The 12,283-nt window shown below is 49.8% G+C and carries 7 protein-coding genes; 1 reads left to right on the top strand and 6 read right to left on the bottom strand.

Translation table 11 applies throughout. From position 1 onward, the window contains the following. Positions 1-6: 6 nt before the first annotated feature. From FPG75_RS09435 to FPG75_RS09415, 5 genes are all read right to left on the bottom strand, one after another. Positions 7-873: a hypothetical protein gene (locus tag FPG75_RS09435; protein WP_143306536.1), complete on the bottom strand. Its 867-nt coding sequence runs from the start codon at positions 871-873 to the stop codon at positions 7-9. Between the two features lie 21 nt (positions 874-894). Next, a complete protein-coding gene (locus FPG75_RS09430) occupies positions 895-2,487 on the bottom strand; it encodes a RagB/SusD family nutrient uptake outer membrane protein (protein WP_143306535.1) in 1,593 nt (530 codons plus the stop codon). A gap of 17 nt (positions 2,488-2,504) precedes the next feature. Further along, entirely contained in the window at positions 2,505-5,630 is a 3,126-nt protein-coding gene (locus tag FPG75_RS09425) for a SusC/RagA family TonB-linked outer membrane protein (RefSeq protein ID WP_143306534.1), read from the bottom strand. Positions 5,631-5,672: 42 nt separating this feature from the next. Next, positions 5,673-8,492 (bottom strand): TIM-barrel domain-containing protein, encoded by a 2,820-nt coding sequence (locus FPG75_RS09420; protein WP_236652911.1) that lies wholly within the window; start codon positions 8,490-8,492, stop codon positions 5,673-5,675. 139 nt (positions 8,493-8,631) lie between these two features. Beyond that, positions 8,632-10,563, bottom strand: a complete 1,932-nt coding sequence (locus tag FPG75_RS09415) for a glycoside hydrolase family 97 protein (RefSeq protein WP_143306532.1) — start codon at positions 10,561-10,563, stop codon at positions 8,632-8,634. A 122-nt stretch (positions 10,564-10,685) separates the two neighbouring features. Between FPG75_RS09415 and FPG75_RS09410 the strand changes: the two genes are divergently transcribed. Beyond that, positions 10,686-11,597, top strand: coding sequence for a sugar phosphate isomerase/epimerase family protein (locus FPG75_RS09410; protein ID WP_143306531.1), 912 nt, complete (start codon positions 10,686-10,688; stop codon positions 11,595-11,597). A gap of 43 nt (positions 11,598-11,640) precedes the next feature. Here FPG75_RS09410 and FPG75_RS09405 read toward each other — a convergent pair whose 3' ends face one another. Next, positions 11,641-12,228 (bottom strand): hypothetical protein, encoded by a 588-nt coding sequence (locus FPG75_RS09405; RefSeq protein WP_143306530.1) that lies wholly within the window; start codon positions 12,226-12,228, stop codon positions 11,641-11,643. Positions 12,229-12,283 lie beyond the last annotated feature (55 nt).

Genomic DNA, 12,283 nt, shown 5'->3' with positions numbered 1-12,283 from the left:
CCTTACCTATTGTTGTTTCGCGACATAGTTATATACCAGCAGCGCCGGTCCATCGCAGGATGTTCTCAACACGCCCAGCTGCATGGATTTTTCTGTCAATGAGATCAACCGGATATTGCCCCATGCGGATACGCAGGCGTCGCGGCCGGCATCGTGGATAGGCGTGGCATCTGTCATGGTGAGCTTTTTGTTATTGGCGTCCAGATAGAAACTGCCGTTCTCTGTGCCTCGGGAAGGTATTTGGGTATGCACCACTTTCACAAACGGGCCTCCCTTGAGGCTGAACGTCATGGTACCATAATCGCCGCCTGGCATAAGCCAGGTGTTGTCGGCATATTTGGGCGCCCACGACCAGCAATCGCCGCCGGCTTTCATGCAGTTGCCACCCCAGCCGGCATCTGTGCCATAGAAGAAAAGCGGTCCGTCAAAAACGCTCGCCTTGATATCCAATATCCATGTCTTTTCCTGGCCCACGCCGCCGGTCAGCGCATTCCACAAAGGATCGTTGACGTAATTCAGGTTATCGGCGGTAACATGGATCAGCACAGAATCCAGCTGCACGATACCGCCGCCCGACAGCGCCGAACGTCTGATTACATAGTCGCCTTTGAAAGCAAAGTGAATAGTGTCTGTCTGGCGGCTGGATCTGCCGGTACCGTAATCCCACACGGGAATCACTTCATTGGTATGATTGATTACATAGATGGTATTGCCTCCCGGGTCCACCGTCATGTCTTGCTTCACTTCCATGTTGATGGCTGATTTATCGGGCAATGGCGGCAGACTATATTCTTTCTTCTTACAGGAAAGTATAGCGGATATAAAGATGAGCAGCAGCAATGTTACTGGCTTCAGGTATGACAGTTTGTTCATAGTTATAAGTTTGTGAGATGATCACCAGCCTGCATTTTGTTTCAATACGCCGTTCGACAATGTTATCTGCGAATAGGGAATTTGCGACAGGCCTTTTGTTTCAATGATCTTGCCGGCCTGTATGGTTTTGGTGGTAGTCACATCGCCGTTTTTCACCGTGGTTGTTTCTGCGATGGCCGCCGCTGCAACAGTAACGCCCTGACGAAGCAGGTCCCAGTAACGGATACCTTCTCCGGCAAATTCCAGTCTTCTTTCATTGAAAATATTCACCTGGTTAACGGGCAGCTGTACGAAGTTTTCAGCGTAAGCGCGCTTGCGCACATTGTCGAAATACAGCTGCGCATTGGGAGAGCCCAGTTCTGCCGCCATCAGCAACACATCGGCATAACGGATGGATACATAATCCTGGTACTGTCCGATCATAAAGTTGGTACCGCCCAATTTCACTGCGAGGCTGTTGCCTGCTGAATCTACCAGCGGTGTATATTTCTTCATATAATAACCCGTGTATTCTCTCTGGTCTTTACCATTCGTAAACGCCAATCCTTCATCAGCAATGGAGATGATGGTCGCCTTTCTCCTGGTATCGCTGGCAGCGTAAGCATTCCACAGCCTCGGATTAACGGTGCTGCCGCCCCATCCCATGCCATAAGGGAAAAGACTCTGACCACGAAGCCCGTTCATCACCATCCAGTAGTTGCCATCTGCATTTCCGTTGTAATCACTGGTATAAGTGTATTTGATGGCAAATACTGTTTCCTTGTTATCTTCTCCCACGTAATTATCGAGCGATGCTGCGGGCCAGAGGTTCGCAAATTTTTCCACGAGTCCGAAGCCGCCATTGCTGATCACATCTTCCAGGTAGGTCAGCGCCTGTTGTTTAGACACGGTACCCACCAGGTCCGTCTTGTTGTAATAACCGGTATAATAGAGGAACACGCGCCCCATTAGCGCTTCCGCCGCCCATTTGGTTACCCTGCCATGTGTAGCGGCAGGCTGGCTCGTATAATTCACGGCAGGAAGATTATTCACGGCAAACGTCAGGTCTGTTGCAATGAGCTTATACACGCTATCGGGGCTGGCCTGCGGAACATTATCGGTAGTGGGTTTCGCCAGCAGCGGTACATTGCCCCATAATCTCACCATATCAAAATAGAGGTATGCGCGTATAAATCTCGCCTCGGATTCATACACCGGGCGCAGGTTCTCGCTGCCTTTCCAGTCTACCTGGTCGAGATGTGTGAGCAGCATATTGGCGCGATAGATAGCCTTGTAATAGGCGTTCCAGTTATCGCTGTATAATCCCTGATCGGAAGGAGAACGGAGCTTGTCAAATTCATCGATCATCTGGTAACCGAAACCATCGGAGTTGCCGGTACCGCCGAAAGCGTTGTCAGACATTATTTCCGATGCTATGGGAAATGAAACGCCGCCATTCCACACGGTTTGCATACCATCGTATACCCCTACCAGCGCTTTAAAAGCGTCGCCGGGGGTTTTATAGAAGTTCTGTTCTGTTGCGGTAGTAACATCTTCTGTATCGAGAAACTTTTTGCTGCAGGCCGCCAGCGATACCAGCGCGAGGAGCAATGTATAAATATGTAGCTTTTTCATCTTCTTGTAGATTTTGATTAGAAGCGGAGATTAGCGCCTATCATAACTGTTCTGGGCCTTGGATAATAACCGAGGTCGACGCCGCTCGAGAAACCTTCATTGTAGCCAACTTCAGGGTCCATGCCGTTATATTTCGTAAAGGTGAAAGCGTTCAATACGGAAGCGTATATACGTAGTTTTCCCGTGTAACTGTGGGGCATCAGTTTAGAGAAATCATAGCCCAGCGTGATGGTATTGATACGCAGGAAACTGCCGTCATGAATGTAGAGGTCGGAGAACTGTGTCCAGTTGCGATTGTCTTCCGTCACCCTCGGCATCGTGTTGGATGTGCCCGGGCCATGCCAGCGGCTGAGGATCGCCGTGGAGTAGTTGCCAAACGCGCCGGACTGATCCCGCCACGATTGTACGATCTTGTTGCCGGCCACGCCTGACCCTTGTATCTGCAAGTCAAATCCTTTATAATCCAGCGCTATGTTGAAGCCGAAAGTGAAATGAGGATTGGGATCGCCGATCATGGTTTTGTCGTTGGCATCGATAACGCCATCGCCATTGAGATCAACGAAACGCACATCGCCAGGCTTCGCATCCGGTTGGATAGGCTTGCCATTTTTGCTTTTATAGTCATTTACTTCTGCTTCCGACTGGAAGATACCGGCTGTTTTCAATCCCCAGAAATAGCCGATGGGCAGGCCGTTTGCGGCCCTGTAAAATTCGAGGGCATTTGAATAGAGCGTATTGGTGCTCCCGTGGATGATATGATCATTCGTCGGGATGTTGCCCACTTTGTTCTTGTTGTAAGCGCCGTTAATACCGATGGTATAATTGAAAGATTTACCGATGTTGTTTTGATAGGTCAGTCCCAGTTCCACGCCGGTGTTGCTGACGTCACCGCCGTTGATCAGCGGCGCATCAGCGCCGGCAGTAGCCAGTATTGGCGCGGTGATCAGCCAGTCTTTTGTTTTTTTGATATAGTAGTCGAATGTTACGCTCAGGTTCTTCATGAGCGAAGCGTCGAAGCCGATATTTGTTTGTTCTGATGTTTCCCATTTCACGTTGGGATTGGCCAGCCTGCTGGGATAGGCGCCTTGCGTATTGGCGCCTTCCACCGGTCCGAAGATGTAAGCGGCATTACTGAAAGAGATGGGCGACAGGTACTGATAGGCTGCTACGTTCTGATTGCCCACCTGGCCCCAGCTGGCGCGCAGCTTGAAGAAGTCCAGCCAGTGGAGGCTCTGCATAAAGCTTTCTTTGGAAGCCACCCATCCGGCAGAAACGGAAGGGAAATATCCCCAGCGGTTTTCCGGCGCAAAGCGGGAAGAGCCATCAGCGCGGAAGGTAGCGTTCAGGAGATATTTTTCTTTGTAATTATACTGCAACCTGCCGAAGTAAGATGCCAGGGAATTGGTGAACGGACCACCGCTCACGCTCATATAGGGCGCGCCCCTGTTCACGTTCTGCGCTACGGAAAGATAGGCATGCCACAGATCTGCTACACGCAGGTCGCGGTTGTTGCCGGTCATGCTCACGCCAGTGGCTTTCAGTGCAGAGCTACCTGCCATCACGGTGAAACTGTGATCATTGCCAAGGGTGAAATCATAACTGAGGGAGTTGTCGAACTGTATGGTCTGACCGCTACCCATCGACTGCGTTACCCTGGAAGTATCGTTGAAGGAGTAGATAGAAAGATGGTATACCGGCGTGAGGCCATGGCTCTGATTGGCATAGTAGTTCAATCCCAGGCTGGTACGGAATTTCAGGCCTTTGATGGGTTCTGCCTGCAAGTACACATCACCAAAGAGCCCCTGGCTGCTGTTGCGGCTCTGGTTGGAATAATACATCACCGCGTAGGGATTGGCTTCGCCGGTATTCCAGGCCTGATCCGGCTTTCCGGGATACCAGCCTGTTTTATCAGCAGCGAAGAAATTGCCATTGTTGTCATACATCGGCAGGAAAGGGCTGGTAGTAAAGGCTGAACGCAGCGAGTTATTGTACAGGTTACCTACCATAACGCCATAAGTGTTCTGGTAATTGAAGGTCAGGTGTTCGCCAGCTTTGACAATATCCTTATATAATTTATGTTCGGAATTGATACGGAAAGTATAGCGTTCCAGGTTGGAGATGTCGGCCCCGCCTACAATGCCGCCCTGGCTGGTGTAACCTAACGATAACGAATATACGGAGCCGGCGCCGCCGCCCTGTACGCCCAGCACATAGTTCTGTGTAGGCACATTCTTTTTAAACATCTGGTCCATCCAGTTGGTATTTACCGGCAGGTTGTTGATCACATCATTGGTGAAATAGGGCGTTTTACCAGAGTTCACGGCCGCCTCGTTCATGATAATTGCGTACTCTTTTGCATCGAGCAGCTTTGCTTTGCGGGCTACGTTCTGCACACCATAATAAACATCCAGTGTCACCTGCGCTTTCTGATTGATCTTGCCGCTGCGCGTGGTAACGAGGATCACCCCGTTGGCCGCCTGAGAACCGTAGATGGCAGCAGAAGCGGCATCTTTTAATACATCGATGGAAGCAATATCTGCGGGATTGAGGTAAGTGATATCATTGGTCTGTACCCCATCCACCACATACAGCGGAGCAAAATTGCCCACGGTGCCTTTACCGCGGATGATCACGTTCATGGCCGAACCGGGCTGACCGGAATAGCTCGTGAGCTGCACGCCGGGCGCCTGTCCCTGCAAGGCTTGCAGCGCATTGGTGGTGCTTTGTTTTTGCAGGTCGTCTCCCTTCACTTGCAAATTAGCGCCGGTAACGAGTTTCTTCTTTTGCACACCATAACCGATCACTACAATGTCTTCAATCTGGGTAACAGCTTCCTGCAATTGCAGACTCATTTCTGTGCTGGTCACTTTTACTTCCTGCGGCACATAACCAACGGAAGTGACTACCAGCACGGCGCCGGGAGCGGCATCGATCTTAAAGAATCCGCCATTGTCTGTAACAGTGCCTTTAGTTGTTCCTTTAATGGTAACTGATGCGCCAGCAACAGCTCCGGCTGTTTTACCGGAAGTGATCCGGCCGCTTATCTGCTGCGTTTGTGCAATAACGGAGTGACTTATCAGTAGCACGACAATGAGCCATGTGTATAGCCGCCACTGTCCTGTATGCTTTTTATTTTTTTTCATAAAAGACGGGAATTTGGGTTTTGGTACTTGATGAACCTGCGCTTATATTTTGATGGTTATTCTTTTTCCTTCATAACGTATTTCCTGATCGGCTTTTCCGTCCGGGTCCAGTGCTTTGGGTGTTGCAGCAGCAACCTTTATCACCCGGAATGTCCGCTGCTGCAGCATTTCGTTGTATGTTCCCTTACGGTCGCCTATCGTCAGTGTCTTTGTGTTTTCATTGTAGTCAATGGGAATAATAGTGAACTGTCCTTTCTCGTAGTTATAAGAACTGCCATCATCTTCATACAGGCGGAAAGCGCCATTCTTGCCTGTGTAGACGTACAATGTAATGGTGTCGGCAGGCTTTTCAGTGGCGTATTGCAGCGCAGGGCCGAGAGGGATGATGGCGCCTTCTTTCACGTACAGTGGCATGCGGTTATACGGCGCATCCGCGGAGATCCTTTTGCCGCCTGCATTCCAGGCGCCGGTGTAAAGGTTATACCAGCCCTGTCCGGCGGGCAGGTATACTTCCCTGCTGCGTTGTTTGTAATGATACACCGGGTTCACCAGCAAGGAAGGGCCGAGCATAAACTGGTCTCCAATATTCAACACGGAAGTATCTTTGGCAAAGTCCATGACCAGTCCGCGCATGATGGTATAATTCTCGTGGTAAGCTGCACCGGCCAGTGAATAGGTGTATGGCAACAGTCTATACCGTAGCTTGTCGTAATACAGAAAACTTTCGTAAGCCGGATGATCTTCCGGTGCGACGTTAAATATTTCGCGATAAGGAAACTGGCCATGAGAGCGGAACAGCGGCACAAAGGCGCCGAACTGCGTCCAGCGTGTGCTTAGTTCCCGCCATTCTTCCAGGCTTTCCGCATCGGGCTTTTCAAATTTTGCCGGTACTACAAATCCGCCGATGTCCATGGTCCAGTAAGGAAGACCGGATAAAGAGAAGTTGACGCCGGCAACTATCTGCGTTTGCATATCCCGCCAGGTGGCGCCGATATCGCCGCTCCAGATCGCCGCTGCATAGCGTTGAGAGCCGCCGAAGCCGGAGCGGGTAAGCAGGAACACTCTTTTACCGGGGTCCGTTTGCCGTTGGCCTTCATAAATACCTTTGGCATTTTGCAGGGGATAGGCATTCAGGTATTCGGCGGCAGGGCCCAGCGCGGTGGGCGTCATCTGTTGCTTCCGTTTTTCCGGGCTCACGTTGGAGAGGATGTCGGGTTCGCTGGCATCCATCCACCAGGCATCAATGCCTTTGGCATATAGTTTCCGGTTGATCAGGTCCCAGAAGCCTTTGCGGGCATCTTCATTAAAAGCGTCGTAAAACGTAGATACGTAACCGTTACCGATCCAGTCTCTCTGTTCATCTGCAATATTCCTTTTATAGAGCCATCCTTTTTTATCAAATTCCTGATAGGCAGGGATATCTTTATAGAACTTGGGCCATACCGATATCATGATCTGTGCATGGTATTTTTTGTGCAATGCATCGATCATGCTGTCGGGCGAGGGGAACCTGGCGGCATCAAACTCCTGGCTGCCCCAGGCGTTTTCTTTCCAGTAGCTCCAGTCCAGCACGATATTATCGAGCGGTATGTTCTTTTGGCGGAACTGCGCTACCGTGGAGAGTATCTCGTCCTGCGTTTTGTATCGCTCGCGGCTTTGCCAGAAGCCCATTGCCCATTTTGGAACGATGGGCGCTTTACCGGTGAGTTCGCGGTATCCGGCGATCACTTCATCCATATTGCCGCCATGCACGAAATAATAATCTACCTGGTGGCCTGCTTCCGAAGAGAAACCAAAACAACGCTGTTCCTCCTGGCTCAGTGGCGCCTGCCATTTCAGCGACAGATAGGACTCGGTGCTTTCGGGCTTCCATTCAATCCTGACGGGCACCTTCACTCCTTTTTCAAAATTGACGGGCACCAGTGCTGGCGCGGGATTCCATGCCTTGCGCCAGTGATCCAGTACCAGCTTGCCATTGAGCCATACTTTCAAGGTGCCGCCGAAAGTAAACCGCAGTTGATGCAAGCCGGAAACATGACTGGCCAGGCTTCCCTCCCACGATGTCATGCCCGTGGCCGGTGTGAACCCTTGCGGAAGCACAGCTTTTGAATCTCCCAGAAATTCCATGTTAATCGCTGATTCCGCCCGTGTAGCCGTGATCTCCTGTGGCTTACGGGCATCGTTGGCGTAGACGGCAGTGAGCCATCCTTCCTCACCGTTTTTGGAGAACAGCTGCAAAGCAGACAATGGATGCAAAGGCCGCACATCCCCGGCTGTTGTTAGTGAGTAATTGTTCCAGAGGATACCATAATTTTTTTGAGAGATCAGAAAAGGAATGGCTACTTCGGTATTGTTCTGAAAAAAAGTGACCTGTTGTCCTTTGTAATTATATACGCCATCCTGGTGCTGTCCGAGCCCATACCAGCCGTCATTAGCGGCGCCTTCGAACTGTTGGGTAAGATGATAATAAGGCTGGCCTTCAAATACAGCGGATTCAAAAGCCCGGCCGCCGGCGGGTTTCTCCGCCAGTATTTTTTCGCCTGCGGCATCCAGGAAAGCAACGGCGCCTGTTTTCAATTTTACAAGAACCGTCAGCTTTTTTGTTTTAAGTGTAAGGGATTCGTTGGAGGCGGTCAGTTTCCATTCAGGCATTGGCCTGTTGATATTGACCGTCATCAGGTTTTGCTGCGGCGGCAGCTCTTTTCCCGGCGCGGCTACAACCCTGATAATATCATCGGTAATTACATACAGCCGGACGATGTTGGAAGAACCTGTAAAGGAGGGGTCGGTATAAACAATGACCCCATCTTTAGTTTGTGAATAAAACGGCGTGCCAGCCATGGAAGCGTGGCAAACGAGCATTAGCAAAAGCCAAGCGACAGTTATCGTCCCTTTCATAACGCGTTGAAAATCTTACGTGGAATAATGACGTAAAATTGAAGAATATGCGCGAATGCAAGGGATAGCAGATGTTACATTCTAGGGTATCAAATGTTGCAAATCAAGGTACAGGCGCGATCATGGCGGCAAAACCTCCGGCCCGGAGCAGTTGTACGTCCACGGTACTGTTCTTGTCAACGACGCTGTACTGGATGTTGAAGGCTTTGTCGTGCGTACCGTCTGCCATCAATGTCAACTTATACTTTGTATTTTCTTTCAGGAAATCGCAATGGATCGTTTTCTTTTTCGCTCCTTGTCCGGCGCTGATCCCTCCGATAAACCAGGTATCCGCTTTCCGGCGGGCAATGATCACATCTTGTCCGGGGTATCCGTCCAGCAGTTTGGTATCGTCCCATGCGGCGGGCACTGATTTCAAAAAGGATTGGACGGCATTGGGCAAATCCTGATAGCCTTCCGGCCTGTCGGCCATATGCTGTATACCGGATTCAAACAATACGCTCAGGGCCAGCTCGTGCCCGTAGGAGGTGATATGCGGAAACTGTGCGTTGGTGAATGTCACTGGCGTATAGTCCATCGCGCCCACTACATTTCTTGTAAAAGGAAGGATGGAATTATGTTCAGGCGCCGATATGGTAAAGTCGGGGCCATAGTTATACCATTCGGCGCCGCGCACCGCTTCGCTGGTCATGAGATGGGGATATGTTCTCGTCCAGCCCCGCGGCACGATGCAGCCGTGAAAGTATACCATGATCTCTGCGCGGGCGGCATCTTCCAGGATATCGAGATAGTATTTGATCATATCCTGTTTTTCATTTTCGAAGAAGTCTATTTTCACGCCTGCCACGCCCAGCTTTTTTAATTTGGTAAATTCCGCCATCCTGCTTTCATGCGTCAGCAGGCGGTCGCGCGGAGTGGCGGCAACATTGGTATGCGGGCCGCCGGAATTATACCACATCAAAGGTTTCACGCCTTTCGATAAAGCATATTTTGCGGCATCTTCCAGGTTGCCGCCATTGCTCATGGCATCCCATTCCCAATCGAACAGCGTGTAAGGCCAGTTCATGGCGGCGGCCAGGTCGGTGAATTGGCAGACAATTTTATAGTCTTTGGTGCCGTGGTTGTGGGACCAGTAGTTCCATGATGCAATGCCTGGTTTGATCCAGTCTGTGTTTTGAATGACCGAAGGAGACGATACATCATCCACAAGCGTAGACGCCACAATATCAGCAAGGCTGCCCATGATCACCACCCGCCAGGGCGATTTCCATGGCAGTGTGATCACCGGTGCGGCGGCTCCTATGCCGTTGCCATCACGCGGATCGGGGAAAGTGATTTTATATCCGGAAGAGTCGGCGATATTGCTGAGCTTAGTGCCGCAGTAGTTGCGGTCTACATCTGCTTCATGCAGCAGGAACCAGCAGGATTTATCTTCCGGCTGAAACAGCGCCGGGTAGCACCATTCCTGTTTCAGCACTTTTTCGTTTTTCATGGCGGTATAATAGCCTTCGTTGGGTGCATTCCATTTCTCCATCCAGCGCATGGTTGCCGGCGAAATGGAATAGGTGGTCAATTCATCCTTGATGGTAAATGTTCCTTTCTTTTCAGGAAATTCATAACGGAAGGCGATGCCATCATTATATACCCTGATGATCACATTGAGTTTTTCTTTGGCCGGATTCTCAAAAGCGGCCACCACTTCATTGGCCTGGTTGGTGCAAAGCGATTTCTTTCCATGCAGGGCAGTATACTTTTCATTGATCAGCCGCGGTTTACCCGCTTGCAGGAATTTCAGGTGTTTAGAAAAATCCTGATCACTGCGAACCAGGCCCAGATCAATTTGAGGAATGACGACAGATGTTTTGCCATCCGTATTGTAAGCGGCATTGAGGTACCACTCACTGTTGTCTGCCTTTAGTTTGGGATAAAGCGCCACCGTTATTTTCCGGTCAGGCGATTGTATAGTCAATTGTTGCGCGTACAATAAATTTGCGCTGGCAGCAAAGACCAGCAGTATCATCATCCATCTTTTCATTTGCAGGGAAATAATTTGTGTGTGTATCACGTGGAATCCTATCTACCTGCAAGAAAATAAAAAATTGTCATTCTTACAATTATTTATGCTTACTTTTATTTTAATAACCTAATCTGTGATCTATGAAATTGAACACCATTAACCGGCGCAACTTTCTCGCCCAGTCCGGCATGGCTGCAGCGGCCATTCTCCTCTCTCCTTCTGCTTTTGGCGCATTGTCCAAACCCAGGTTTAAAATGGGCCTGCAGTTGTATACTATTCGCGAAGCCATGGAAAAAGATGTTACCGGCACATTGAAAAGAATTGCTGGCATGGGCTACCAGGATGTAGAAACATACGGATTCGATCCTGTGCATATCGGCTACTATGGCCGCAGCGCAAAAGACTTTAACCAACTGCTGCGGGACAATGGACTAAGTACCGCCAGCGGCCACTATGAGCTGTATAAATACCTGAATGCAACAGAAGCGGAACTCCTCGCCTATGTTGACCAATGCATCGCCGGCGCTAAACAACTGGATCAAAAATATATCACCTGGCCCTGGCTGGCGCCGGAAGACAGGAGCATCGATAAATTTAAACTACTGGCCGCCAAACTGAATACGATCGGGGCGCGGATAAAAGCGGCAGGGCTGGGCTTTGCGTATCACAATCATGACTTTGAATTTGTTGACCACAACGGCATCAACGGCTATCAGATCATCATGAAAGAAACAGATCCCGACCTGGTGAAATTACAAATGGATATGTATTGGGTGGTGCGCGCCGCAAAAAAACAGCCTGTTGAATTTTTCAAACAACAGCCCGGCCGCTTTGTGATGTGGCATATTAAAGATATGGACCGCCAAACAGCCGACTACACGGAGTTAGGAAGAGGCGCTATCGACTATACGAAAATACTGTCGGATTTCAATATGGCAGGCATGCAATATTATTTCCTGGAACAAGGCGGCAACTTCCGCACCGGCGACGCGATGGACAGTATCAGCGAAAGCGCTGATTTCTTCAAGCGCAAGCTCCGGAAATACCTGTAACGTATAGGCGTTTCCGGTACTGTGAGTACCGGAAACGCCTGTTTTAAATCTTGTATAATACGCCGGTAAAAGCGATCATGATCAGGAGGGTAACTATCCCTCCCGCAATACAAATACCAAGCGTTTCTTTTTTATAGCTGCGTTGAAGATGCCCGTCGGGCCGCTGTTCCATCCTCTTGCTGTAATGCGCAGCAGCGATATGCGCAAACACCGCTACCAGCGATAACGTATAATAAGGAATGAAAAATAATTTTTCGGGATAATGATTAGCCACGCCGGCGGCAAAATAAAAATCGGTATTCATCTTCCACTGGAATCGCCCGCGCAATACCGCCTGTACATGATAGATCATAAAAAAAGACAGATACAATCCGCTTAATACCTGCACCACTACATAAAAAGGCTGGCGAACAAATCCCTTTCTGACCGCCAGACTGATACCGCTGATCACCTGAAACCCCACGCAGCACAGCAACACCAGCTCCAGCGGCCAAAACCGGTAGATATGTCTTAGTATATTCATGACCGTTATATGCCACTGCGGCCCGCCGAGTGCAAACAGATGATTGCTTATATGCAGCAGTAAAAAAGAGGCCAGCACAATACCGGAAGTATGGTGCAGCCGTTTCATAGATAATTTCATAAGCTGAAGGAACGACACATATTTGTCAAATTTACAATTGTAA

The organism is Chitinophaga vietnamensis, from assembly GCF_902167635.1.
Lineage (GTDB): Bacteria > Bacteroidota > Bacteroidia > Chitinophagales > Chitinophagaceae > Chitinophaga > Chitinophaga vietnamensis.
Note: the sequence above shows the minus strand (reverse complement) of the source record. Positions and strands in the feature narration are given on the sequence as shown.

Bases quoted from the DNA above. Each gene is read 5' to 3' on its own strand.
- FPG75_RS09430 (WP_143306535.1), bottom strand. From the start codon at position 2,487: ATGAAAAAGCTACATATTTATACATTGCTCCTCGCGCTGGTATCGCTG.
- FPG75_RS09425 (WP_143306534.1), bottom strand. From the start codon at position 5,630: ATGAAAAAAAATAAAAAGCATACAGGACAGTGGCGGCTATACACATGG.
- FPG75_RS09415 (WP_143306532.1), bottom strand. From the start codon at position 10,563: ATGAAAAGATGGATGATGATACTGCTGGTCTTTGCTGCCAGCGCAAAT.
- FPG75_RS09405 (WP_143306530.1), bottom strand. From the start codon at position 12,228: ATGAAACGGCTGCACCATACTTCCGGTATTGTGCTGGCCTCTTTTTTA.
- FPG75_RS09420 (WP_236652911.1), bottom strand. From the start codon at position 8,492: ATGCTCGTTTGCCACGCTTCCATGGCTGGCACGCCGTTTTATTCACAA.
- FPG75_RS09435 (WP_143306536.1), bottom strand. From the start codon at position 873: ATGAACAAACTGTCATACCTGAAGCCAGTAACATTGCTGCTGCTCATC.
- FPG75_RS09410 (WP_143306531.1), top strand. From the start codon at position 10,686: ATGAAATTGAACACCATTAACCGGCGCAACTTTCTCGCCCAGTCCGGC.